The organism is Paenibacillus sp. FSL F4-0087 (assembly GCF_038020215.1).
In the GTDB taxonomy this organism is placed as follows: domain Bacteria; phylum Bacillota; class Bacilli; order Paenibacillales; family Paenibacillaceae; genus Paenibacillus; species Paenibacillus taichungensis.
On sequence record NZ_JBBODJ010000001.1, the window covers coordinates 3,888,591 to 3,913,772 of the forward strand.

Annotated in this window: 26 protein-coding genes; 17 read left to right on the forward strand and 9 right to left on the reverse strand. The window is 45.9% G+C overall.

Translation table 11 applies throughout. The annotated features are described in order from the left end of the window. Nucleotides 1–61 precede the first annotated feature (61 nt). The 3 genes from zwf (MHB84_RS17955) to MHB84_RS17965 all read left to right on the forward strand — a co-directional run bounded on the left by zwf (MHB84_RS17955) (nt 62) and on the right by MHB84_RS17965 (nt 4,356). On the forward strand, nt 62–1,612 hold the full coding sequence (gene zwf / locus MHB84_RS17955) for a glucose-6-phosphate dehydrogenase (protein ID WP_076290949.1): 1,551 nt from the start codon (nt 62–64) through the stop codon (nt 1,610–1,612). A 404-nt stretch (nt 1,613–2,016) separates the two neighbouring features. Further along, the gene (locus tag MHB84_RS17960; protein WP_053783291.1) at nt 2,017–2,415 is read left to right on the forward strand and encodes a DoxX family protein; all 399 of its coding nucleotides are present in this window, start codon (nt 2,017–2,019) and stop codon (nt 2,413–2,415) included. Between the two features lie 357 nt (nt 2,416–2,772). Continuing rightward, the gene (locus MHB84_RS17965) at nt 2,773–4,356 is read left to right on the forward strand and encodes a peptide chain release factor 3 (RefSeq protein ID WP_076290948.1); all 1,584 of its coding nucleotides are present in this window, start codon (nt 2,773–2,775) and stop codon (nt 4,354–4,356) included. Nucleotides 4,357–4,727: 371 nt separating this feature from the next. Here MHB84_RS17965 and sspI read toward each other — a convergent pair whose 3' ends face one another. Continuing rightward, complete coding sequence (sspI, locus tag MHB84_RS17970; RefSeq protein ID WP_062324046.1) at nt 4,728–4,961, reverse strand: small acid-soluble spore protein SspI; 234 nt, start codon at nt 4,959–4,961, stop codon at nt 4,728–4,730. 178 nt (nt 4,962–5,139) lie between these two features. On the opposite strand from sspI, the gene MHB84_RS17975 reads away from it, so the two are divergent. The 4 genes from MHB84_RS17975 to MHB84_RS17990 all read left to right on the forward strand — a co-directional run bounded on the left by MHB84_RS17975 (nt 5,140) and on the right by MHB84_RS17990 (nt 8,203). Further along, nucleotides 5,140–5,802 carry a potassium channel family protein gene (locus MHB84_RS17975; protein ID WP_064635682.1) on the forward strand — a complete coding sequence of 221 codons (663 nt, stop codon included), beginning with the start codon at nt 5,140–5,142 and terminating at the stop codon, nt 5,800–5,802. Nucleotides 5,803–5,904: 102 nt separating this feature from the next. Next, entirely contained in the window at nt 5,905–6,693 is a 789-nt protein-coding gene (locus tag MHB84_RS17980) for a TrmH family RNA methyltransferase (protein ID WP_076290947.1), read from the forward strand. Nucleotides 6,694–6,864: 171 nt separating this feature from the next. Continuing rightward, complete coding sequence (locus MHB84_RS17985; protein ID WP_179087206.1) at nt 6,865–7,455, forward strand: sigma-70 family RNA polymerase sigma factor; 591 nt, start codon at nt 6,865–6,867, stop codon at nt 7,453–7,455. Then, complete coding sequence (locus MHB84_RS17990) at nt 7,442–8,203, forward strand: DUF3600 domain-containing protein (protein ID WP_076290946.1); 762 nt, start codon at nt 7,442–7,444, stop codon at nt 8,201–8,203. The genes MHB84_RS17985 and MHB84_RS17990 overlap by 14 nt, the downstream gene beginning before the upstream one ends. A 90-nt stretch (nt 8,204–8,293) precedes the next feature. On the opposite strand, the gene MHB84_RS17995 is transcribed toward MHB84_RS17990, so the two are convergent. After that, nucleotides 8,294–9,160 carry an AraC family transcriptional regulator gene (locus tag MHB84_RS17995; RefSeq protein ID WP_143764792.1) on the reverse strand — a complete coding sequence of 289 codons (867 nt, stop codon included), beginning with the start codon at nt 9,158–9,160 and terminating at the stop codon, nt 8,294–8,296. A gap of 112 nt (nt 9,161–9,272) precedes the next feature. Here MHB84_RS17995 and MHB84_RS18000 point away from each other — a divergent pair, with 112 nt between their 5' ends. After that, complete coding sequence (locus MHB84_RS18000) at nt 9,273–10,430, forward strand: Gfo/Idh/MocA family protein (RefSeq protein ID WP_076290944.1); 1,158 nt, start codon at nt 9,273–9,275, stop codon at nt 10,428–10,430. Nucleotides 10,431–10,510: 80 nt separating this feature from the next. On the opposite strand, the gene MHB84_RS18005 is transcribed toward MHB84_RS18000, so the two are convergent. Then, entirely contained in the window at nt 10,511–11,638 is a 1,128-nt protein-coding gene (locus MHB84_RS18005) for a glycoside hydrolase family 88 protein (RefSeq protein WP_076290943.1), read from the reverse strand. A gap of 142 nt (nt 11,639–11,780) precedes the next feature. Here MHB84_RS18005 and MHB84_RS18010 point away from each other — a divergent pair, with 142 nt between their 5' ends. Next, nucleotides 11,781–12,653 (forward strand): AraC family transcriptional regulator, encoded by an 873-nt coding sequence (locus MHB84_RS18010; protein ID WP_076290942.1) that lies wholly within the window; start codon nt 11,781–11,783, stop codon nt 12,651–12,653. A 167-nt stretch (nt 12,654–12,820) separates the two neighbouring features. Here the strand turns inward: MHB84_RS18010 and MHB84_RS18015 are convergent, their stop codons facing one another. Further along, nucleotides 12,821–13,141, reverse strand: coding sequence for a winged helix-turn-helix transcriptional regulator (locus MHB84_RS18015; protein WP_024632671.1), 321 nt, complete (start codon nt 13,139–13,141; stop codon nt 12,821–12,823). Nucleotides 13,142–13,555: 414 nt separating this feature from the next. Between MHB84_RS18015 and zwf (MHB84_RS18020) the strand changes: the two genes are divergently transcribed. The 4 genes from zwf (MHB84_RS18020) to yunB all read left to right on the forward strand — a co-directional run bounded on the left by zwf (MHB84_RS18020) (nt 13,556) and on the right by yunB (nt 18,119). Beyond that, complete coding sequence (zwf, locus tag MHB84_RS18020; RefSeq protein ID WP_076290941.1) at nt 13,556–15,010, forward strand: glucose-6-phosphate dehydrogenase; 1,455 nt, start codon at nt 13,556–13,558, stop codon at nt 15,008–15,010. A 398-nt stretch (nt 15,011–15,408) separates the two neighbouring features. Beyond that, a complete protein-coding gene (gene gnd, locus MHB84_RS18025; RefSeq protein ID WP_076290940.1) occupies nt 15,409–16,302 on the forward strand; it encodes a phosphogluconate dehydrogenase (NAD(+)-dependent, decarboxylating) in 894 nt (297 codons plus the stop codon). Between the two features lie 87 nt (nt 16,303–16,389). Then, the gene (gene fsa, locus MHB84_RS18030; RefSeq protein WP_024632668.1) at nt 16,390–17,034 is read left to right on the forward strand and encodes a fructose-6-phosphate aldolase; all 645 of its coding nucleotides are present in this window, start codon (nt 16,390–16,392) and stop codon (nt 17,032–17,034) included. Between the two features lie 209 nt (nt 17,035–17,243). Then, complete coding sequence (gene yunB / locus MHB84_RS18035) at nt 17,244–18,119, forward strand: sporulation protein YunB (RefSeq protein WP_076290939.1); 876 nt, start codon at nt 17,244–17,246, stop codon at nt 18,117–18,119. A 122-nt stretch (nt 18,120–18,241) separates the two neighbouring features. Here yunB and MHB84_RS18040 read toward each other — a convergent pair whose 3' ends face one another. Continuing rightward, entirely contained in the window at nt 18,242–19,312 is a 1,071-nt protein-coding gene (locus tag MHB84_RS18040) for a M23 family metallopeptidase (RefSeq protein ID WP_076290938.1), read from the reverse strand. Between the two features lie 203 nt (nt 19,313–19,515). Here MHB84_RS18040 and lipA point away from each other — a divergent pair, with 203 nt between their 5' ends. Continuing rightward, nucleotides 19,516–20,415, forward strand: a complete 900-nt coding sequence (lipA, locus tag MHB84_RS18045; protein ID WP_076290937.1) for a lipoyl synthase — start codon at nt 19,516–19,518, stop codon at nt 20,413–20,415. 14 nt (nt 20,416–20,429) lie between these two features. Then, entirely contained in the window at nt 20,430–20,813 is a 384-nt protein-coding gene (locus MHB84_RS18050; protein ID WP_257219555.1) for a YutD family protein, read from the forward strand. A gap of 28 nt (nt 20,814–20,841) precedes the next feature. Here MHB84_RS18050 and MHB84_RS18055 read toward each other — a convergent pair whose 3' ends face one another. Together MHB84_RS18055 and ylbJ are read right to left on the reverse strand one after the other, a co-directional pair. After that, nucleotides 20,842–21,645, reverse strand: a complete 804-nt coding sequence (locus MHB84_RS18055; protein ID WP_024634403.1) for an NAD kinase — start codon at nt 21,643–21,645, stop codon at nt 20,842–20,844. Nucleotides 21,646–21,749: 104 nt separating this feature from the next. Further along, entirely contained in the window at nt 21,750–23,003 is a 1,254-nt protein-coding gene (ylbJ, locus tag MHB84_RS18060; protein WP_076290936.1) for a sporulation integral membrane protein YlbJ, read from the reverse strand. 562 nt (nt 23,004–23,565) lie between these two features. On the opposite strand from ylbJ, the gene MHB84_RS18065 reads away from it, so the two are divergent. Together MHB84_RS18065 and MHB84_RS18070 are read left to right on the forward strand one after the other, a co-directional pair. After that, entirely contained in the window at nt 23,566–23,943 is a 378-nt protein-coding gene (locus tag MHB84_RS18065) for a globin domain-containing protein (RefSeq protein WP_076290935.1), read from the forward strand. 36 nt (nt 23,944–23,979) lie between these two features. Continuing rightward, a complete protein-coding gene (locus tag MHB84_RS18070) occupies nt 23,980–24,711 on the forward strand; it encodes a DUF2225 domain-containing protein (RefSeq protein ID WP_063566144.1) in 732 nt (243 codons plus the stop codon). Between the two features lie 17 nt (nt 24,712–24,728). Here MHB84_RS18070 and MHB84_RS18075 read toward each other — a convergent pair whose 3' ends face one another. Beyond that, nucleotides 24,729–24,962 (reverse strand): hypothetical protein, encoded by a 234-nt coding sequence (locus tag MHB84_RS18075; protein ID WP_063566143.1) that lies wholly within the window; start codon nt 24,960–24,962, stop codon nt 24,729–24,731. After that, nucleotides 24,959–25,129 (reverse strand): YycC family protein, encoded by a 171-nt coding sequence (locus MHB84_RS18080; RefSeq protein ID WP_064506463.1) that lies wholly within the window; start codon nt 25,127–25,129, stop codon nt 24,959–24,961. The genes MHB84_RS18075 and MHB84_RS18080 overlap by 4 nt, the downstream gene beginning before the upstream one ends. Nucleotides 25,130–25,182: the final 53 nt, after the last annotated feature.

Here is a 25,182-nt window from a genome sequence, read left to right on the forward strand (position 1 = left end):
AACACCATTACATAGCTCGGGGAGAGTGTGGAGATATCTTCCCGGAAAGAAAGAGGAGCCCATGGTCGAAAAACAAATGCAAGATGAAGTGCAGACACCAGGTGCAGTATTTTTCATTTTTGGAGCAACGGGTGATTTGGCTCGCCGGAAGCTGTTTCCGGCGATCTACAGTCTCTACCGCGAAGGCAAGTTAGCCGAGGATTTTGCGGTTATTGGTGTAGCGCGTCGTCCGAGGTCACCAGAAGAATTCCGGGAAGACATCTATGAATCCATTAAGGAGTTCTGCCGCTATCCGGCGGGGGAACCCGATGAGTGGAACGCTTTTGTCGAACATTTTGAGTATAAATCACTAGATATCAATAACGTAGACGGTTTCAAAGAATTGCGTGAGCAGACAGAGAGTCTGGAAGCGAAGTTTAACACACCGGGTAACCGTCTGTTCTATCTGGCACTGGCACCTGAGCTCTTTGGCAGCGTGTCATATAGTTTGCGTGATGGTGGAATGTTGGAGAGCCGCGGGTGGAATCGACTTGTGATTGAGAAACCATTTGGATATGATCTGCAATCTGCGGAGCATCTGAATGAGCAGATTCGTGAAGTGTTCCGTGAGGAAGAGATTTATCGGATTGACCACTATTTGGGCAAGGAAATGGTACAGAATATCGAAGTTATTCGCTTTGGTAATGCCTTTTTCGAGCCGCTTTGGAACAATAAACATATTGCCAACGTTCAGATTACTCTGGGAGAGACGGTTGGTGTGGAAGAACGTGGTGGATACTACGATCATTCGGGAGCATTGCGCGATATGGGGCAGAACCATATGCTGCAGATGCTGACGATGATTGCCATGGAGCCGCCAAGCCGTCTATTCCCAGAGGATATCCGGGATGAGAAGGTTAAGGTACTGCGTTCTCTGCGTGCATTTACCTCTAATGAAGAAGTAAGCACTAACGTTGTGCGCGGGCAGTATACGGAAGGGGAGTATCGTGGTAAGCAGCTTCCCGGTTATCGCCAAGAGGACAAGGTTGATCCGGAATCCAATACGGAGACTTATTTTGCCGCACGTGTATTTGTAGATAATTTCCGCTGGGCGGGAGTGCCGTTCTATATTCGGACAGGCAAGCGCCTTCCGGTGAAAACGACCGAGATTGTAGTTGAATTCAAATCCATGCCGAGTAACGTTTATCTGGGCAAAAAGTATAAACTGGAGCCGAATTTGCTCGTCATTCGGGTAAACCCGATGGAAGGCATTTATATTAAAATCAATGCTAAGAAGCCGGGTTCAGACTCCGAGATTCAGCCGCTGGCGATGGATTTCTGTCAGAGCTGCATGATTGGAATCAACTCGCCTGAGGCGTATGAACGATTGCTGCATGATGCAGCAGAAGGAGACTCCACCTACTTTACCCGTTGGGACGAAGTGGCTACAGCATGGTCCTTCGTTGACCGGATTGCGGCGGCTTGGGCGGAAAATCACGGAGAGCTGCACACGTATCCAGCAGGTACGTGGGGGCCGGAAGCAACAGGCAAACTGCTGGAGCAAGATGGGTTTCACTGGTGGCCGGTGAACGGTCAGGACGAAGACAGTGTCATCTGGCAAGTGAACAATTAATCGCGGGAAGTATCACTTATGAGTGGCAGCGATTTTGATTAGAGCGAAATCATATTATTGGTGAGAAGACTAACACTGTTACAAATAAGGCTTGGGAAGAACGCAGAGATGCGATCTTTTCAGGTCTTTTTTTCGATAGAGAAGTGGGGGGATGTAAAAATGTACATATAATAAAATAAGTTATTGACAAAAAGTAAGTATATAACTTATACTCAATTTAAGAGATAAAGAAATTACGCAAAGACATACGAAACCCGATGACGAATCGGATACGTACATCATTCATGAGATAAAATGTGAACCAGGTGAAGGGGTTACGAAATACATTCATGAAGAAAAAATTTTAGCATAATATCTTTAATCTAAGAATACTATTTTGTATATATTGAATGGAGGAAAAGAAAATGTTGGATGTAGGATTGTTGTTGATTCGTTTGGTGATTGGATTGTCGTTCATGGCGCACGGGGCTCAGAAACTGTTTGGATGGTTCGGGGGATACGGAATCAAGGGAACCGGAGGCTGGTTTGAATCAATGGGGATGAAACCAGGCGCATTGGTAGCGTTGCTGGCAGGGCTCGCTGAATTCGGCGGCGGATTGTTGCTGGCTCTGGGTCTGCTCACACCGGTAGGCGGCATTCTGATTGCTTTGACTATGGTTATTGCGATTGTGAAGGTTCATGGTGCGAACGGATACTGGTCCACACAAAACGGGTTTGAATATAACCTTGCGATCCTGGTGGTTGGTGTAGCACTAGCTTTGACAGGTGGAGGACAATACGCACTGGACGCATTAATTTTCTAAGAGCGGTAAGCGAAATGAATAATGAGTACCTGGACGCCATAATGATGGCGGAAGGGTGCTCTTTTTTTGCTAACGGAAAAGAGAAGAATCTGCTGTACGTAATCGGTTATTTTCGGTAAAGATTATGGTACAATAGGAAAGTTGGATACTAAATCAGGTCTACGGCATGAATGAAGCACAATGCTTAGGGAGGATGAACTCCGTTGTAAATGTGTAAAATTAACATAGGATGCTTAACTGCCTAATATGCGAAATGCGAATGTACAATCAACCGGCATAGCCGGATTGCATAAAGATTGAATGGTAGACCGGCCTCGCCGGATTAACGTGAATGAACGGACGAAAGGGATAGAATCTATGAGCAAAGCTGCAGATAACATTCTTCAACAGGAAGTGGACAAACGCCGGACGTTTGCCATTATTTCTCACCCGGATGCGGGTAAAACGACATTGACCGAGAAACTGTTGCTGTTCGGGGGCGCTATTCGTCTTGCCGGTACAGTAAAAGCTCGGAAAGCAAGCAAACATGCAACAAGTGACTGGATGGAGATTGAGAAACAGCGGGGGATCTCAGTAACATCTTCCGTAATGCAGTTTGATTACCTGGGTCATCGCATCAACATCTTGGATACACCGGGTCACCAAGACTTCAGTGAAGATACGTATCGTACACTGACAGCTGCCGATAGCGCAGTAATGTTGATTGACGTGGCCAAAGGTGTCGAGGCACAGACTATTAAATTGTTCCAGGTTTGTGCGAAGCGTGGTATTCCGATCTTTACCTTCATCAACAAGCTGGACCGTGAAGGACAAAGTCCGTTTGATCTGATGGAAGAACTCGAAAACGTACTGGGCATTCGCTCCGTACCGATGAACTGGCCGATTGGTACAGGTCGTGAACTTTGTGGCGTGTACGATCGGATGAAAAATCAGGTGGAATTGTTCCAAGGGGACGATCACTCAACGATTAAAGTACAAAAAGTGGATGGATACGAAGATCCGATCATTCGTGAGATGGCAGGAGATTATCTGCATGATCAGCTGTGTCAGGATCTAGAGCTTCTGGATGTTGCAGGAGACCAGTTCGACATGGAGAAGGTACAACGTGGTGAACTGACACCTGTATTCTTCGGTAGTGCCATCAATAACTTCGGCGTGCAGACGTTCCTCGAGAACTTCTTGCAGCTCGCACCGAAGCCGGAACCACGTCGCAGTACAGCGGGTGAGATTGAACCAACGAATGAGAAGTTCAGCGGTTATGTCTTCAAAATCCAAGCGAACATGAACCCGGCACACCGGGATCGTATCGCATTCCTGCGGATTGTATCCGGTAAGTTCCAACGCGGTATGAGCGTGAAGCATAATCGTGTGGGCAAAGAAATCAAACTATCGCAGCCTCAGCAATTCCTGGCACAGGATCGGGATATTGTAGAAGAGGCTTACGCAGGCGATATTATTGGTCTCTTCGATCCGGGTATCTTCCGGATTGGCGATTCATTGAGCCAAGGTAGTGAGGTTATTTTTGACGAATTGCCAACATTCTCACCAGAGATTTTTGCCAAAGTTACGGTTAAAAATGCATTGAAACATAAACAGTACCAAAAAGGGATTGACCAGTTGACCGAGGAGGGTACGATCCAGGTATTCAACACCGTTAGCTTCGACGAGACATTGCTCGGCGTAGTGGGTCAGCTCCAATTCGAGGTATTTGAATACCGGATGAAAGGCGAGTACGGGGTAGACGTGCAGCTACAGCGTATGCCATATCAATTTGCACGCTGGATCGTGGACGAGAATCTGGACCCAAGTAAATTCCGGATCAACTCCGCTCTGGTGAAAGATAAAAAAGGAAATCATGTAGTCCTGTTCGAAAATGAATACGCGATGAGAACCGCAATGGACAAAAATCCAACGGCGAAATTCCTGGAGACAGCTCCATAAGTCGTTTTTTCCTAGAATAGTAAAGACAGAAGAAAAAAAACCTAAATCCCTGATCAGAGGGGTTTAGGTTTTTTTGTCGTTCCCAGCGTTTATAGCTCATTAAGGATTTCGCCGCAAATATAACATTCAGTCATCGTTCAGTCTTAATTGAGCGGCTTTTTCCTTTTCTAAAACACGGGTATACACAAACAAGGTACAGCCTCCTGAGTTTTGCTCAGTGGCTGTACCTTGTTTGGTTGGGGAGCCTAATTAGTCTATAGGGATATAACTGCCTTGCTCTTGGAGCAAGGCATCATCCAGACCAATGAGCCAAAATCCTTCTTTGCAGACAGAACAACGTGATGATGGTACCTTTCCCTCCAAGGCTTCAGTTATCTGATGGGTTGAACGGGAATGGTGTGCAGATGCTCCTGCGCGATTTGAATTAATTCTTCCTGCTTGGCAGGTTCCGTGTTCTTCCAGATCATTTCGAAAATGGCACCAAGTCCGGGTAATGCTGCTTCCGGTCCATCTACAGAACCTTCGATCATCTCCCGGAGCTGATCATCACTTTTATCATGAACCTTATGAACAATCGCTTCACGCAGGCTTAATGTAATTGGCATCGCAAGTCCCTCCTCGTATATTCGGCTGCTCTAATACTGTTCCCTGGGAAGCGTGAGCGCATTCAAGTTTATTGGGCTTTGTGGTATACTACGAAGGATATTTACATTTACCCTTTAATTGAAAAATGGACTACCAATAGATGCGTAATGCTGAAGTGCAGCGGGAGGTTAGACCCTAATGGCAAAAAAACAATATGCCGTCATTGGCATGGGACGGTTCGGATCAAGTGTAGCCAATGCGCTGAGCGGCATGGGATTCGACGTACTGGCCATTGATGCGGACGAGCAGCGGACCCAGGAAATGTCCAATGTGGTGACTCATGCCGTATCGGCAGATTCGACGGACGAAGAAGCGCTGCGTGCGCTGGGCATACGAAATTTTGATGTCGTCGTTGTGGCGATTGGCGAAGACATTCAGTCGAGTATTCTCACGACCCTTATTCTGAAGGATATGGGTGTACCTGTTCTGATTGTAAAAGCACAAAATGAGCTTCATGGTAAAGTATTGCAGAAGATCGGAGCAGACAAGGTTATTTATCCTGAACGGGATATGGGACTGCGTGTAGCCCATCATCTGACATCTCCAAACATTCTCGATTACATCGAGTTATCTGAGGATTACAGCATTTTGGAGATGAGAGCGTCCGAGCAAATGATCGGTAAAAATCTGCTGGAGCTAAATATTCGTGCACGTTTCGGTTGCAATGTGATGGCGATTCGCAGTGGGAATTCGATGAATATCTCTCCGTATGCGGAGGATCGGATTGCGGACGGGGATGTGCTGATCATTGTTGGCCATAAGGACCATTTGACGAAAATGGAGCTTGCATATCCAAAGTAATAAGTACGTTGATGGGATGATGGAACATTCTTTGGTCGGATAATTTCAATTCGTCATGTTAACATGTTGATAAAAAATCCCGCAGACGGGAAGGATGGAAAGATGGATATTGTATCACCGCAAAATACACGTGTGAAGGAATGGGCACAGCTGCTGGAGAAAAAGCACCGTACCCGTCAACATAAATATATTATTGAAGGCATTCATCTCGTACAGGAAGCGCTGCGTGCCGGGGCAGATCTGGAATGTATCGTTTACGATGGGGAGCAGGGTGTACCCAAGGAACTGGCTGGACAGGAGGCTACACTTCAGCGTGTGGAATGGATCAGTGTATCCCCTGCGGTTATCGCCAAGTGTACGGATACGATGACCCCCCAACCTGTTTTTGCCGTTGTACATAAAGGTCGTGAGCCGCTGCAAAGTTTGTTGTCGTCCTCCAAGGGGCTGGTCGTTGTAATGGACAATGTTCAGGACCCTGGTAATGTGGGAACGATCATTCGCAGCGCGGATGCAGCGGGAGCGGCAGGTGTTGTGCTCGGTGCGGGTTGTGCTGATGTCTATAATCCGAAAACGATCCGTTCAACGATGGGGTCATTGTTTCATTTGCCGATTGTAGAAGGGCAGTTGGAATCGTTACTGCCTGAAGCAAAGGCTGCGGGTATAAAGTTGGTTAGTACGTCTTTGCAGGCAGAGTATTCGTGCTACAGTTATGATTTTACACAAACGGTGTGGCTTGTGATCGGTAATGAGGGCAAGGGCATATCGGAGTCTACTGCACAACTGGTGGACGATGCGATTACGATTCCAATGCAGGGACAGGCTGAGTCACTTAATGCCGCGATGGCGGCAACGATCTTGTTGTTCGAGGCGATGAGGCAGCGTATGGTTTAGCCGATGAATAATATACTTCGTTATCATATGAGGTAAGAAATATAAGCTTATTCCTACTTGAACGATGAGTGGGGAATGGGCTTTTTTGCATGGTCGGAGAAAGTGGAAATAAATAAATCGAACGATATGGAGCTGGTATGCCAATATATAGTGTAAGGAGGAAGGGGATGGATGATGAGTGAGGCAGAAAAGTACATAAAACTTGTGGAATTAACCCGGGCTGGCGATTACGAAGCATACGGGGAGTTATATGAGCTAACGGTGATGGATGTGTATCGCACTGTTCGTTTTCTGATTCGTGACTCATCTGACGCGGAAGATCTGGTACAGGAAATTTATATTCAGGCATACAGGTCATTAGAGCGTTTCGATTCGGAGAGAGCGTTTCGTCCATGGTTAATGGGTGTGACAATGCGACAGGTCCGAAGTTACCGGCGCAGACGATTGACGCAATTTCGTTTTAGCAAGCGGATGGAAAAGTCTGATACGGGGCTGGAGTATGATTTTTCCGGTGACTTAATCAACAAACTGGCAAATCGTCCACTGCTTGAGCAGGTACACCGATTGCCATACAAGCTGCAGCAGGCCATCACTCTTCACTATTTGAACGAGTACACGCAAGAGGAGATTTCATGCATATTGGACATTCCGCTAGGAACGGTGAAATCGCGTATTCATGCGGCATTAACCAAGCTGAGGCAGAATCAGAAGTTGGACCTAGGTATTCGGGGAAAGGTGGAGGATTTGCATGAATCTCGATGAACAGCTGCGAACAGCCTACCAGGAAGAGACCAAAGACTGGACAATTCCTGAGAGAACAAAACATAAAATCATGAATGCTATTCGAAGTGAATCAGTTCTCAAAAGACATCGGAAAAAATGGCTGGTTACTTTGCTGCTGGCTGCTGTGCTCATCATTCCTACGGGAGCCTATGCGGGGTATACCTATTTGGCTAACGAAATGTATGGTTCACAGGAGAATATATCAGCGGTGGGTGGAACATCGGAGGATTATATGAGACTGGAAGAGAAGCTCCAGACAGCCAAAGCACACTTAAGTGAAGAGGAATTCATTCAATTTATGGATCTGATGAAGCAAATGGGGCAAATGGCTTTGAAGAATGCGGATCAACAGGGAGAGATGCACCCCGAGCAATGGAGTGTCACAGAACAGACGGAATTTAATCGTCTTACTGCAGAACTGGAACCTTTTTTTGAAAAGCTGGAAGTAGCAAGTGTAGACTCTCCAAAAGAACCTTTGGACCAGGAGCAATTTTGGAAGGAACAGCTAGCAATTGCAGAGACGAAGTTTTCCAAGGAGCAGTTTACCGAGTTCAAATCGTTATATGAACAGATGAAGCAGTATGAGGCCATGGTGATGGATCAGGATGGGAACATGCATGAAGACCGATTGTCTGCGGAGCAGAAAAAAGAACTGAAGCAGGTACGTGAGCAGATTTTTCCCTTCTTGGAGAAGTTGGGACTGGATGTACGCAAACCGGGTGAGTAGCTTAGGTAGTATTCAGGGGCTGAGGAGCGAAAGGATTTCATTCCTTTTGCTCCTTTTTATTTTGTAGAGATGATTTTGTAGATAATCTTCTTATCTGCGTTGCATATTCAGCCGATACTGATGCGGCGTAGTGCCTGTTGCATTGCGGAAGACTTTGCAAAAATAAGATGGGCTGGACATGCCTACACGGTGGCCTATTTCCGGAACAGCGTGTGTAGTACTCGTGAGTAACACACAAGCATGACGAATACGGGTAGCCTGGGCGTAAGCAACGATGGTAGTTCCGGTAGTTTTTTTAAATATATGGGACAGATGATAAGGCGAGAGATGCAGTGTATCTGCGATATCCTCCAAATGAAAAGCTTCATTGTAGTGCTCTTCAATCCAATGCATGACAGCCTCAGCATGAGGATGCAGAGCGGAAGAACCCGTTGGGAGCGCAGTAGAGTTGGGAAACCGCCTGTCTTTCCAAAGGTAGCGAAGCTGTGCGAGAAGTCCAAGTAAAAAAAGTCGTGTATCCTCTTCCGCTTCATGTGGAAGCAACGTAGGCAGAATATCGGCAAATTGCTCAATCATCTGGACCAGTGGGGATGAGGCGGAAAGACGGATAGGTTGAAGTGGAGACGTATGTTCAAGAAGGTCCAATGTAAAACGATTGGATACGGCAAATTGCCGAGAGTGCGAGTTCAGCAGATGCTGCTCATACATCAGGACGCTGCGAATAAAGGGATGTTCTTTCGTGACTTGAATCTGGATCTGATGCAGCTGAAATGGACGGAATATCATCAGCGTACCCGGTTCAAGGGAGAAAGCCTGACCCTCGGTTATAAGCTGTCCATATCCATCATGGATATACGTGATTTCCATCTGTGAATGAGCGTGAAAAACTTCTCGGAACGCAGTGGTGGAGGTTCGACGGCATGCCAGATTAAATTGATCCTCAGTGATGATGGGCATTAGGAATGCCTCCCCTTCAAGAGCGCAATATAGTTTTATTTTATCACAAGATGAACGCATAAAAGCGCTTTATTATTGTGTATTGTGAAGGGAATAAGGGAGGTATGCATTCATGTTAAAAGTAGCCATTATTGGAGCAGGCGCCATCAGCACAGCGCATATTACAGCGTATTTGGCATTTCCTGAACGATGCCAGATCGTAGCTGTGGTGGATATGTACACGGAAAAAGCACAGAAACGAATTAACGAATACGGATTGAAAGGAGCGCAAGCTGTTACCGATTACCATGAATTGCTGGATCAAAACATTGATTTGGTTTCCATCTGTACCCCTCCATATACCCACGCACCGATCACATGTGATTTTCTGCATGCAGGTACACATGTGCTTGTCGAAAAACCGATGGCCTCTTCTTTACAAGAGGCGGATATGATGCTGGAAGCGGCGCAAACGAGTGGTAAGCTGCTTTCGGTGGTGGCGCAGAATCGCTTTACAACACCGATGATGAAACTGAAAGATGTGCTGGATAGCAAACTTATGGGTCCCATTGTCCACGTACAGGTCGATTCGTTCTGGTGGCGGGGCCATAATTATTATGATCTGTGGTGGCGTGGTACATGGGAAAAAGAAGGCGGTGGCTGTACACTTAATCATGCGGTCCATCATATTGATGCGATGCTTTGGATGATGGGTCCTCCGGTGGAATTGCAGGCGATGATGGCGAATACGACGCATGATAATGCCGAAGTAGAGGATATTTCCATGGCGATGCTTCGATTCCAAGAAGGAGCACTTGGTATGATCACCAGTTCCGTGGTACACCACGGAGAGGAGCAGCAGTTGATTTTTCAAGGTAAAGAGGCCAGGGTATCTGCGCCTTGGAAGGTCGTTGCTTCTACGGCACGAACGAATGGATTCCCAGCACCCAATCCAGATTTGGAACAACAAATTCAGAAACTTGCTGACGAATTACCGGATGTTATTCATGTGGGGCATGCCGGACAAGTGGAGAATGTGCTAAACGCCATTGAGACAGGATCAACGCTTCTGGTGGATGGGAAGAGTGGTCGGAATACACTGGAACTCATTGTTGGTATCTATAAATCGGCTAGTACGGGAGAGAAGGTTACTTTTCCACTAGAGGGAGAGGATGCTTTCTATACAAGGGAAGGGATTATGAAAAATGCGGTGCACTTTTATGAAAAAAAGACAGCCGTAGAGAACTTCGAGGATGTGGAAATAACGTTAGGGAGAAAGTTGGAGTCTTAGTTAAATAAAAAAAGAGGCCAGTCCCACAGATATTGTGAGATCTGGCTTCATCTTATTGAAATCCTATTTACAAAATAAAATCAATACACCCGATGTTTCCATCCATTTAATTTTGCGATGGCTTCCAGATAATAATAATCTCCATAGATCAGGGAGACATCGATGAAGGAATTGCCGCTGCCTGTGGCGTGCAGCAGAATTGATTCATGCTCTGGCTGATTCCAGACCGCATAGTTCTCTGTTAAGGAACGCAGAATTCGTTCGGCTGCATCGGCATAGAGTCGTTTCTCACCTTCAGGAACGGCGGCGGCCAGTTCCAGCAGACCGGATGCGGCGATTGCTGCGGCAGAGCTGTCCCGGGATTGATCATCCAGGGTAGGAAGTCTGAAATCCCAGTAAGGTACATGATCCTCTGGAAGCGCAGCAATAAAGTAATGGGCGATTCGTTTCGCTGTGTTCAGGAAACGCTCATCTTGGGTATAACGATACGTATTAGCGAATCCATATAACCCCCATGAGGTACCACGACTCCATGAGGACTCAGGAGCATATCCCTGTCCGCCAAAACATTCAATATAATGACCATCCACCGGGTCAAAGGAAAGGATATGTTTGGTTGATCCGTCTTCACGAACACCATACTGCATGGTCGTCTCGGCATGGCTAATGGCAATATGTTTGTAGCGGGGATCTCCCGTCACTTCTGAAGCCCAGAACAACAAAGAGATATTCAGCATGCAATCAATAATGGCCCAGCCATATTTGTCTTCATTCCACGCACGAATGAATTTGCCTGCCGGATTATAGCGTCCTGCAAGGAAATTGGCTGCCTCCAGACCACGTCTGAGAGCATCATCATCACCTGTAAGTTTATGTTTGATTACAGCAGTAGAGAGAAACTGAAAGCCAACATCGTGATGAAGCTCTCCTGTTGGTTTTACAAACCATTGCTCCAAAGTTTCATCCCACGACCATGCCGCATCCCGGTAGCTTTTCTCTCCTGTCATATCGTACATAATCCACAGCATACCCGGCCAGAAACCTGAAACCCACCAATCGGTGTTGATGTTATCATACTTCCCATCATCGCCGGCAAAATGAGGACATTTATCCCCAATGTTTTTTTTCATCTCTGGCAATTTGTTTTCCAGCTTCTGCATGACTTCCTGCCAATATGTCGTAGTTACAGCGGATTCTGCCTTGGCCATGAGATAACCTCCTTAGGGTTAATTAGAAAGTTAAGATAACGCTTTCCTATAAGGAGATTATATCTTTTTAAAAACCTTAAAAGTTGTGTTAGGATATGAAGAAATGTTGCTCTGTTGTCATTGTGAAGAAGGAGGAACGAGAATGTTTGAACGTGTGGACTTTGAGGGAAATACTTTGGTGTGGGATTATCAAATTAAGTCGGTGAACGACTTCAAAGGATATTATCATTGGCATCAATGCGGAGAAATCCTCTATGTCCATGAAGGGCAAGGCATTGTGGTTTTGAATAATCATACCTATCCCATTCGTAAAGGCATGCTCTTCTTTTTTCAGCCCTATCAGCTGCATCACGTTTATGCCGAGGTGCATTCAGATAAACCGTATGAAAGGAATATTTTCTATGTAGAACCTATTGTAATGGATCGATATTTGGAAGCGTTCCCGTATCGCCGTGCTTTTTTTTCAAGGTTATGGAAAGGAAGAAATCAACAGCAGGTTTTTGATCTAAGTTCATCTATGGAACAGGTGGATTGGATATACAAAAGTTATCACCAGTCACGCAGTCGAATTGGGGGAGAGTGGGAGGAATCAGTGCTGTTTTTGCTTCAACTCCTGAATGTTTTGGATCAACAAAATGATGTGGAACAGGAGAGGCAACCATACTTGGTCGAATCACGTCAATTAAGACATGCGGAGAAGATGATGCATTGGATTGAAGAGCACTATATAGATGAAATCAGATTGGATCATATGGCGAACGATATCCATTTATCCAAGTCTTATGCTTCCCGTATCTTTCAGCAAGAAACAGGAAGCAGTATTACGGACTACGTCACAGCCCGAAGACTCAAGCAAGCTTATCTTCTGCTGGAAACGACAACAATTTCCGTTGAAGAGGTTGGCAGAAGGGCGGGATTTCCCAATGGCTCTTATTTCATTCAATTATTTCGCAAGTCGGCGGGAACTACTCCGCTTCAGTATCGGCAGCATTTTGAACGCAGCAGCAGACATTAAATCACATGAGTGTAACTGCTGATGTTATTAAAAGTAGCGTCAGAACATTATCGTAATGAAATTTAAAGTGCTATTTTAAAATTGCAATGTATTCGGAAGTTAAAGCGAAAATGAAGTTTTCTCTTCTAAAATAGAATGAATTTCTATACTTTCCTCAAAAGTACGTCCTACAGCCACTTATCGGCCCACCGTTCTACGGCGCTTAATGCGCGCCCCAACTCTGTGCCTTTGCGGGACAACATATATTCTGTCCGAACAGGGCGCTCCGTAACCACATGACGCACGACCAATCCCTCTTCCTCAAGTTCCTTCATCCGTTCGTTAAGTACCCGTTTGCTCAGGTCCGGGATATAAGCGTGAATTTCACTGAATCGTTTGGGTTCTTCCATCAATGTATGAATAATGAGGGCTACCCATTTCCGGCCAATGATCTGATAAGACTGTTCCACCTTTTCGCATATTTGCTTGGCATTCTCATCATCGCTCATAATAGTACTCCTTTGATTTAGTTATGCTTATTATAGCATTAGTATACTTATTGTAACCTGAGTGTCCACAAGCCCTATGTGTAAAATGTCACATACCAATTGTTCTTAATGTTACCACATAAAGCGTTAACATTAAATAAAAACCCTATAAACACTGGTGTTCACAGGTTGGACACGATTGTTGACGAATTGTGACGACAGGTGTAAGATGGGTAACGTCAATTCAATTGGTTACAATTTATAACCTTGATTAAGGTTGTGGAGAGAAGGAATGTTCCATGTTTAATTCAGGTCAGATACACAAGCGGAGGTAAGGCGGGGAACTCCCCCACTAATTCCGTCTTTTGTCATGCTTGGATTTGAACATTTTGCATCATCATATACTATACTGCACAGATCACAGGAGGCACTCCAATGGACGCAATGACATTTGTCCTCTTCGGGGCAACAGGCGATTTAGCCAAACGTAAGATTTACCCTGCATTATATAATTTGTACATTGATTCGAAAATGCCGAAATCCTTCTCCGTTATCGGTCTTGGACGGCGTGAATTGTCGGATGCTGACTTCCAGGCGAATGTTGAAAAGTCACTGCATACCTTCTCCCGTCAAACACCGGAAGAAGAAGCTCAAGTTCGCGACTTCATTGGAGCTTTCCGTTATTGTTCTTTAAATAATACGAAGCTTGAAGATTACACCAAATTGCTGGAACTGGTTCAGAGACGTGAACAAGAGCTCAATATTCCTGAAAATCGCATGTTCTACATGTCGGTTGCACCGGAATTCTTTGAGCCAATCGCACTGAACATTCAAGAAAGCGGCTTGGGTAACACCAAAGGGTGGAAGAAACTTATCATCGAAAAACCATTCGGACACGATCTGCAATCTGCTCGTGAACTGAATGAGAAACTCAGCAATACCTTTGCAGAAGAAGAAATTTACCGCATTGACCATTTCCTTGGTAAACCGATGGTTCAAAATATTGAAACCCTCACTTACGCGAATCCAGTCATTCAGGCTTTGTGGTCCAATCGATACATTGCCAATGTACAGATTACGGCAAGTGAAACGGTTGGTGTTGAAGAACGTGCAGCTTATTATGACCAAAGCGGTGCCCTTCGTGACATGTTCCAAAACCATATGCTTCAGTTGCTGATGATGATTGGTTTGCACTTGCCAAAACGTTGCACACCGGAGGAAATTCAATTCAAAAAACAGAAGATCGCTGAAGCTCTTCGTCCATTGACGAAAGAGAATATTGCTGCCGAAGTCGTTCGTGCCCAATATGCAGCAGGCGAACTACAAGGAACTTCTGTTGTTGGATACCTGGACGAGCCTGACATTCCAGCTGGTTCTCAGAATGAGACATATGTTGCCGCGAGACTGTGGATCGATGATCCATTCTGGAGTGAAGTTCCATTTTACATTCGTACAGGTAAACGCATGGCTGAAAAATCAACCAGAATTGTTGTTGAATTCAAGGCTCCACTGAAAACAGGTCATGAATCCGAAAATACAACAGAGCCTAACCTGCTGACAATTGAAATTGGACCGAAAGAAAGCATCTCGCTTCAATTGAATGCGAAAAACCCACTCAACCAAGGTGAAGTGGAACCGATGCATATGAACTTCAACTCAGGTGAACGCAACATTCCGGAAGCTTACGAAAACTTGATCTTTGACGCGATGCGTGGAGATTCTACATTCTTTGCTCACTGGAACGAAGTTGAACTGGCTTGGCAATGGGTACAGCCGATCTTGGAAGCATTCCAGGAGGGTAGTGTGCCACTTGATACGTACAGCGCTGGTTCGCAAGGACCTGAGTCAGCAGATCGTCTGATTGCAGAGAATGGCTACCGTTGGTGCTAAAAGTAATGTAAGAGCAGCATCAGAGAAGAGAACACTACAATACGTTCTGCTCAATAATATACAAATTTTTATGAATTACACCGTTCCAATTTTGCATAAGTCCTTCCGGTAATACTCGGAAGGCCGCGAAAATTTTTGATATAGATTAGTTGGCTCAATCTAAATCAGTTCGTAACAATTACGCGCGGGTAGTGTAGGGGACGAAATCGATTCTGAAGAAGCGAAGACTGCGCCTTTATCCCCGGATTTCCCCCTTGAGGGTAATGAAAAGAAATCTGGGGGTAAGAGCGATCGAAAGAACGATTCGTAACCGGAACGGCTACTGCGCCAAGGTTAAGCACTTATTTTGGAATTGGCCAGATAAAAATTAGAAATGTTCATAACAGGAGGAACTAGCAATGAAACTTGGACTTATTGGATTAGGTAAAATGGGATTGAACCTGGGTAGAAACTTGATTGACCACAAACATGATGTGGTTGCTTTTGACTTGAACGCTGAAGCTGTTAATGAAATGAAAGAATACGGCGCAACAGGCGTATCTTCTTATGCAGAAATGGTGGCTTCCCTTGAATCCCCACGTGTATTGTGGATCATGGTTCCTCACAACGTGGTTGACGCTGTATTGGCTGAAGTAAGCCCACTGTTGTCCAAAGGCGATATCATCATCGAAGCCGGTAACTCTCACTATAAAGAGTCCATCCGTCGTTACGAAGAAATGAAACCTAAAGGCATTCACTACATGGATGCTGGTACATCAGGCGGTATGGAAGGCGCACGTAATGGCGCATGTTACATGATCGGTGGCGATCCTGAAGCTTGGGCTGTAGTTGAGCCTGCATTCAAGGATACTTCCGTTGAAAATGGTTACCTGTATGCAGGTAAAGCGGGTAGCGGTCACTTCCTGAAAATGGTTCACAACGGTATTGAGTACGGTATGATGGCTTCCATCGGTGAAGGCTTCGACGTATTGGAGAAAAGCGGCTTCGATTTCGACTTCGAACAAGTTGCTCGTGTATGGAACAACGGTTCCGTTATCCGTTCTTGGTTGATGGAATTGACAGAGCGTGCATTCTCCAAAGATGCTAACCTGGATGAAATCAAAGGGGTTATGCATTCTTCCGGTGAAGGACGTTGGACAGTTGAAACAGCATTCGACCTGCAAACAGCTACGCCAGTTATCGCGTTGTCCCTGTTGATGCGTTACCGCTCCCTGGAAACAGACACGTTCACAGGTAAAGTTGTCGCAGCTTTGCGTAATGAATTTGGCGGTCACGCTGTAGAAAAAAATTAATTTATATATAACTGTTAACATATACGGATAATCGGGTAATGATGAGTATAGTTGTTTACAAAATTCATCAAGTGGAGGGAACATATTATGAAATTTTTCTTAGATACAGGTAATGTTGAAGAAATCAAACGGATCGAACGTCTTGGTCTGGTGGATGGAGTCACGACCAACCCGTCTTTGATTGCCAAAGAAGGTCGCGTATTTAAAGAAGTGATTCAGGAGATCTGTGGGGTTGTTAAAGGCCCGGTCAGTGCTGAAGTCATCGGACTTAAAGCCGAGGATATGTTGAAGGAAGCTTATGAAATTGCTGAGTGGGCACCGAATGTAGTGATTAAACTACCGATGACCGAAGATGGACTCTATGCTTGTCATGAACTGACCCAAAAAGGAATTAAAACCAATGTAACGCTGATCTTCTCTGCAGCACAGGGCCTGATGGCAGCGAAAGCTGGCGCAACTTACATCAGTCCATTTGTTGGTCGTCTGGATGATATTGCGGTGGATGGCATGAAGCTGATTCGCGATCTGCGTCTCATTCTGGATACGTACGATTTGCCTTCCGAAATTATTGCAGCAAGCATCCGTAATATCAAACATGTGGAGGATGCAGCCCTTTCCGGTGCGCATATCGCGACCATTCCGGGTTCGCTCCTGCCAACATTGTGGAAACACCCACTGACAGACAGTGGCATTGAGCGTTTCCTGAAAGATTGGGAATCTGTTCCGAAATAATAAAATGTGGATAGGGTCTGATTCCTCAGAGCCATATTTCATTAAAAAGCCTTTCGACTTGCAGATAAACAAAATCTGCTGGCGAAAGGCTTTTTTAGTTGTAAGTGATGAGATCCCCGTACGAGCAGGTGCTGTCCTTCTTTTTCGGGACAACAGTGCATAAGGATAGTATATAGCCTATAGCTCATCCCGCAGGGGAGGGACGCCCGATGATGAGAAGACGATGGCGAAGCCGAAGACGCCGCAAGCCGCCAAGTGGCAGGCGCAAAATGTGGTTGATTATTTTATTGGTAACAGCGTTTTGTTTGATGCAGGGTTTCGCCTATGTAGACAAGAAAATGAAACCGCCCATCATGCATCTGGCCAAAATCAGAGTGAAGCAAATTGCAACGGAAGCGATCAATAAGGCAATTACTGCGCAGGTTTCCGAAGGTAAATCCACCGAAGGATTGATTGACTGGAAAACCGATACGGCTGGGAAAGTGTCCGGATTCATGCTGAATTACGATGAGCATATGCGGATCACTGCGAGTACGATGAACATCGTGCAATCCACTTTGCAGAACGTGCATATGTTAAAAGAAAAAATTCCGCTGGGGCAGGCGTTGGGCAGCCCGGTACTGGCATCCTTTGGTCCAAGTATACCGGTTCGTATTGAGCCTCAGGGGGCCGTCAAGGTGGATCTGAACACCCGTCAGCAGAACGCCGGTATAAACATGATTCTGGTTGAAGTGTACATTCACATCATTGCCGAAGTCGCGGTGGTGGTGCCCTTTGACATGGAACCCGAGACCGTTGATACGGAAATTCCGATATCTTACCTGTTGGTGGTCGGGGATGTGCCGATGTATTACTATGATAATCAGGGCAAGCCGGTGGGCAGCAACGGTAGCAACGCACCCGCAATTGCACTTCCATCCGGTCAGACTGGTGTTTCGAGTGGTCATGGAGGAGCACCGAATTCAAACTCTTCCAACCAGCAGCAGGCTCCAGCAAACGGTCTGAACGGAAATGGACTGGAGGTTGAGCCGGATTTGTCTGATCCGAATGGGGGATTGCAGCTTGACGTAGATGTAAACCACTGATGAGTCAAAGGCAAATATCGAATAAAAAAAACGGGGCCTCTATATGAGGTCCCGCTTTGCATTAAAAATCATCTCAATACTAAATAGATACTTCTTATCTTTTGTTCCAACCTCATTTTGCTTCATTTGCTTTTGGCTTTTTTCTGTTTGCGTTCTTCCTGCTCCCAATGCTTTAGATTCGGGTAAGGGTCAAATGACCATTCATTCAGCCCGCTATCACGATAGATCCCATAGTGCAGATGAGGAGGAAACTTGCCTTGTGTACCCGGTTTTCCATACCCTGAACTACCCACCCAGCCCAAAACCTGACCAGGGGTAACCACTTCGCCGATATGGGCGTTTTTGTCGAAGCCGGATAGATGAGCATAATAGTGGTAATGGTTGTTCAGATCACGAATACCGATACGCCAGCCGCCAAACGGATTCCAGCCTTTAATCTCCACGACACCGTAACAGGTACTGCGCACAGGCAGGCCATGTGGTGCAAAAATATCCGTGCCTTCATGAATGCGGTACCCACCCCAACTGCGTTTTGTCCCCCAGGTGCTGCGGTAAGAATAGTTGGTTCCGAGAGGAACGGGGAAGGCGTGATCAAAGAGATCGAGGTTGTCAAAATGCTCATATAATTTCGCGAATTGCTGAATGCGCTGCACCGCACGGGAGTTATGATAATATTCCCATAGAGCAATGTTGAAGTCCTCCGGCTTGTTCCCATAATTCTTAATAATGGAAGCCATGCTGTAGAGTACGTCCAGGTCATTATTGGCATCTGCTACACCATCACCAGAACCGTCACGACCATAACCATTGAAAAAGACAATGGAGCCCGGATGTTGATCCGTCTCATCTGGATTGAGCCAGCCTCTCCAGGCTGGGGAGGTCATGAATATGCCGGTCAACCGTTCCGGATGTTTACGATCTTTCGGATGTGCACGCGAGATGGTTCGTTCGTATTGATCAATTGCTGCGAGCCTGTACCAGGGAATTTGGGTCATCTGACCAATGCTTTCATATAGATGTCGGCGTGAAGCGAAAATTTCCGCTGGTTTTTGCTTTACAGCCTGTGGTTTGGAATCAACGGCGGTGGGTTCACCGTAAACATCAACAGGCAAGAATGGGAGAAGCAGTGTGCCTGCAAGCAATGTTTTGATCCAAAAGGAATAAGTTAACCGCGATGTAAAGCGATCTTGCACAGGGAAGCAGCCCCCTTTCCAATGAGATGATGCACATGGTGCCCGGTGAACCAAGCTATAACCTAGCGTTCTTCAAAAGTCTTCATTTTATCCATGTAAGACATGAATGCACAAGATGTGACAAATGGGGGTTTTTCCAGCGCTTTCATGGTATAATATGTTCCGAGCAACAGCCTAACTTCAGTAGAAAGAAGGTTTATGCATTGGCTAAACGTGTTAAAGAACCGAAACCGGACTGGATTCGGATCAAATTGACAACCGGCGATAACTATCAGGAAATGAAAACGATGATGCGTTCCAAAACGCTGCATACAGTATGTGAGGAAGCACGGTGCCCAAATATTTACGAATGTTGGGCCAATCGGACGGCTACTTTTATGATTTTGGGCGACATTTGCACACGGGCATGCCGTTTTTGTGCGGTGAATACTGGCTTGCCGACGGAACTTGATTTGCAGGAACCAGAACGCGTGGCAGAAGCGGCAGAACAGATGAATCTGCAGCACTGCGTAATTACGAGCGTGGCGCGTGATGACCTGAAGGATGGAGGAGCGACGATTTTTGCGGAGACGGTGAAAGCCGTTCGTCGTCGTTTGCCTTTATGTAGCGTAGAAGTACTGATTCCAGACTTTTTGGGTGACCGGGATTCCTTGCAGATTGTCATGGATGCCAAACCGGACATCTTGAATCATAACATTGAGACAGTAGAGCGGCTATCGGACAAAGTTCGTGCGAAGGCAAAATACAAGCGTTCACTCGAACTGCTTGCTCGTGCCAAGGAAATGCAGCCAAATATCCCGACGAAATCGAGCATCATGCTTGGTGTAGGTGAGGAATATCATGAAATTTTGCAAACGATGGATGATCTGCGCGCTGTGGATTGTGACATTATGACGATTGGTCAATACTTGCAGCCATCTGAGAAACATCTGTTTGTGGAGAAGTATTATCCGCCAGAGGAGTTCGCATCATTGAAGCAGGAAGGACTGAAGCGTGGATTCAGCCACGTGGAATCCGGACCTATGGTCCGCAGCTCCTACCATGCCCATGAACAAGTGAAATCTGCTGCGAAAAATAGTGAAAAGGCGGCATCTCACGCATGATGGAGGAGACAGGTTTGGAAGAAGAAAAAAGTTCAGAACAGGTTGAGGAATCGGTTCAGGAGCCTGTACAGGACAAACCTAAAGAACCGGTTATTGTTCAAATCGGCGGAAAGAATTATGAAATCGTGCAGAACCACAAGGAAGGCTGGAATCCTGAAGTCTTCCGTGACCGTTACAGCGAAGTGCTGGAGCGGTACGATTACATTATTGGGGACTGGGGTTACAGCCAGTTGCGGTTGAAGGGTTTTTACCGGGACAACCACCCCAAAGCAACGAAGGATTCCACAATCTCTAGCATGGTGGACTATATCAATGAATATTGCAATTTTGGCTGTGCGTACTTTGTGCTTCAGAAGAGCAAAGATCAGCCTCAAGCCAAAGCAAAAAGCGGTTCCTGAGAAGGACCGCTTTTTTTGTTGCATACATTTAGTCCAAAAAAGCTGTGCGAACCCTGTTCCAAAACGGATACGGCCGGAAACGAGCAAAGCTGACCTTATGACGAGCCACTTGGCAGCGTACGGATATGAGATCTTCCACCATAACGTTTACGTGGTCAATGGTAAGTAGCAACCGCTGATCCTTACGTGAGAAGATATCACAGTGATGGTGCTTGGGCAAAATAACTGGTGAACCCAGCGTCCGATAGACGCGGTTATTAATCGATGCAATCTCGGCGATCTGAATGGCCTCGATCGTGGGATGCACCATGGCGCCGCCAAGCGCTTTGTTGTATGCCGTACTGCCTGAAGGTGTAGATACACAGATACCGTCACCCCGGAACATCTCAAACGTCACATCATTAATGTCGACCTGGGCAACCACCGTACCGTCTACACCTTTTAACGTAAATTCGTTCAGTGCAATATAAGAGGTATTGCCCGATTTTTTACGAATCTCAAGCTCCAATAGCGGGTACTCCACAATCCGGGGTTTGAGTCGTTCCGGGTCGCCTTTGCCGCTCATTAATCGAACCAGTTCCCGTAATTCTTCCTTCTTCCAATCGGCATAAAAGCCGAGATGGCCTGTATGAACCCCAACAAAAGCGATGTCCGGGATGCGGTCGATGAAATTGTGAAATGCTTGCAGCATCGTACCATCGCCTCCGATGGAGATGACAATCTCCGGCGATTCTGCATCCAGCTTAAACCCTTCCTCTTTTGCCAGCGCATGAAACTGCTGACTGAGATCAATCGATAACTGGTCTCCGCGGTCTTGAACATAGTATCTCAAGATGAAAGCTCCTTTGTGGTCATTATACTACCGATGATAATCAATTCCAGGGAAGAACACAACGTTGGATTGATATTCAGTTGAATATAAACACACAGGATAGCTTATTTTTTCATGCGTCGAGGTAAGAAAAAGGGACTCATCAGAGAAAGTATCAGTAGTAAAAGTAATACGACCCCAAGTACACCAATTCCCGAAAACAGGATCTGTGTCCAATCGGGTGTATACAAAAATAATTCTGGCTTGGCACCGTTTTGGAACAAAACAGGCCATTCTGAACCCCCCATCATCGGCAGCCACAACACAAGAACAAGTATGGGTGCAATGAGAGCGTGAATTGCTCTCGCAAACAAAAAGGGGCCATATCTCATGGGTGTGTTACTCAGGACACTCATGATCTGGGCATGGACGGATAATCCTCCCCAGGAGAGGACAAATGCAGCAGCAGCAGCTTTGTACACGAGCGGAATGGAAATGCCCGCTGCTCCTGCTTCCTTGGCTCCCAAAGTGACTTCAAATAATCCACCTACGAGACTGTGAGATAAGGCAGGGGGAAATCCCGTATATAAAAGCAGTTGTTCCGTAATGGCATATAACCCGCCTAGCCATCCAGTTTGAACGAGTAATTCCAACATAACGGAGAAGAATACAACTAACCCTCCTACGATAATAATAAGGCGAAGGGATGAGGAGACTGCCTGGCGCAGCAATTCACCAAATGCCCGTCCATCAGCCTTTCTTGCCTCGTGCATTGCATAAATGGCTCGGAGCAGTCTGTTTCTGTGTACCTTTTCAGAAGCGGAGGGAGAGTCGTTGATCGACTGTTTATCCTTTACGGAGACATTTCCATGGAAGCGCATGAGCAAGCCCACAAGAAATGCAGCACCATAATGTGATGTGACCAGTATGGGAGCGATAGCTACATTATGAAAAAAACCGACCGATACGGCTCCAATCATGAAGATGGGATCGGATGATGTGGTGAAAGCAACGAGGCGTTCACCTTCTTCCCGAGTAACCAATTTTTGCTCCCACAATTGTGCAGTCAATTTGGCTCCAGTGGGATAACCGGAAGCGCAACTGACGGCAAACACAAAGCCACCGCTTCCGGGAACGCGAAATAGCGGACGCATCAAAGGATTTAAGAGTGTACCCAAAAAATGAACAATGCCGAAGCCGAGAAGCAGTTCGGAAAGCACCAGAAAGGGAAAAAGGGAGGGAAACAGCACGTCCCACCAAATGGATAGTCCACGTACACCTGCATGCCAGGTTTCCGTAGGAAACAGCACCATCAACACACACAGGATCAGAAGAGCTAATGGGATCAGGACATGGGTGATTCGTTGTGAAGCGGCCATGAATTCTTCTCCTTTATTTTTGGAATGGTCAGTGTGCAGCAGATCGCTGGTGCTTTTGCCATCAATATATGAGACAAAGCGGACAAACAGTACAAATTAATGTTTAGAAAGCGCTTGCAAAAATGGCTGTGTTTTTAAGAGATGTATGCTAAAATGATAAAAACGCCTGGACGTCAACTATTTACCTAGAAGGTGGAATTAAATCGGATGGAGTGATGATTATGAGTCTTGTCACCGGAATCCTGGTTTGTGCTTTTGTTTATGTTATACGTGCCTCGCTTGTTCGCTCTGAAGAAGAGGACTGGCGAAGTTATTAATGAAATATTTGGTGCGCCAAACCTCATGTTTGGCGCTTTTTTTGTGCCTTCAGTACGAGATAGACCTGTATAAGTTATGGCTATGTGGAACCATAAGCCTTTCATGTTATATAGGACTTTTGGGATTTTTTTGATAGAATGAAGATAAAGGTGTTCGTGGCCTTGTTCTTCAATCTCCTTTCACAATTAAGCATGGGAGTGTAATATATGTCAAAATTCGACACCTGAAAGGAGGGGGAAGCGGAATGAATCCTAGTTTGAGCATCTACGACAATCTTGGTGGAGAGACAGGCGTTCTCGCACTGGTCGAAGCTTTTTATCCGATTGTTCAGCAGAATGAGAAGTTGGCACCTCTTTTTCCGGAGAATATTCAACCGGTAATCGACAAGCAATACATGTTTTTGTCTCAGTTCTTCGGTGGTCCTGCATTGTTTTCCGAGGCTTTTGGTCATCCGATGATGCGTGCACGTCATATGCACTTTGAAGTGACGGTTGAACGGGCAGAAGCCTGGCTTGCATGTATGGATCAGGCGTTGACACAAGTTGGTGTGGAAGAGCCGTTGCATTCTTTCGTCCTGCAGCGATTGTCGGGGCCAGCACATCATTTTGTGAATACACCTTAGTTCCGATTACAAGCTTATGGGAGAGGGATGGAATGAGTGGAATTAGAGCCTCTGTATAAGGTAAAGGTGAAGTGTCATTATTGCGAGACTGAGTATGATACCTCACGTGTAAGACCAAGCTTAAAACGGCCATATCGGACGGATTCCGATTTTTGCGCGTATTACAAGCGGGAAAATCCGGATTTCTATGTTGTTCGAATTTGTCCTGAGTGTGGATTTGCTTCGACAGAGAATTCGACAGAACAATTAAACGATAAACAGCGCAAGGCTTTTAAGGAGCAGATCGGCAATCGTTGGGTGAAACGAGACTATAGCGGAGCGCGGACACTGGAACAGGCGATGGATTCGTACAAGCTTGGACTGCTTGTTGCGCAGGTTATTCAGGAGAAAGATCGTGTCGTTGCAGGCCTGCTGCATCATATTGCCTGGTTGTATCGGTACATGGAGGATCATACCCAGGAAAACCGTTTTCTTGAATTTAGCCTTGAGGCTTATGTAAAGGTTTATGAACGGGAAGGTACTGGCGGGAATGAAGCCAAGCTTCTTTATCTATTGGGAGAGTTGAACCGCAGAGTAGGTCGATTCCATGAGGCTGTAAAATGGTTCGGCAGGGTTATTCATGACAAGCGCATTACCGATGCAGCCATGATTCGTGCTTCGCGAGAGCAGTGGGCATTACTGCGGGAACAGATGATTTCGAGCAAGTTGGAATTGCCAGATGAAATGATTGAAGCAGACAAAGAGGCTGCGAAACGCAGCCCCATTTGATAAGTGACAGTTGTTCTCTAGTTGCGGACAGGACGACTGGACAGCAGGTAATCACTATCGTTGTCGATCACAGTCATGCTGGCATTACAACAAGGAAAGACCAGTAATTTCTTTTTGCCTTCGCGAATGCGTACAAGCTCCTTTGGTTTGAGTGGCAGCAGTACATTGTTTGCATGGCAGTACGGACATTGCTGTACATAAATGTCCCCCATTACAATATCGTAAGGCCAGCTGTTCTCAAAGGGGATCATTCTTGCTCGCCTTCCGTAGAGGCAGGTTTAGCCGCTTCTTCTTTGGCCAACTCGGCGATTTTCTGCATCAGGATATGCTGCGGCATATGCATCAGATGTTCGAGGGGAACACCCAGAGATTCTGCTAATTTGACGGCTGTGTCAGCCGAGACTTGTAAAGGTTTCATACGATTACCTCCTGAAAATAGCTTAAACTATTTCTCTAGTATAGAGATATAGC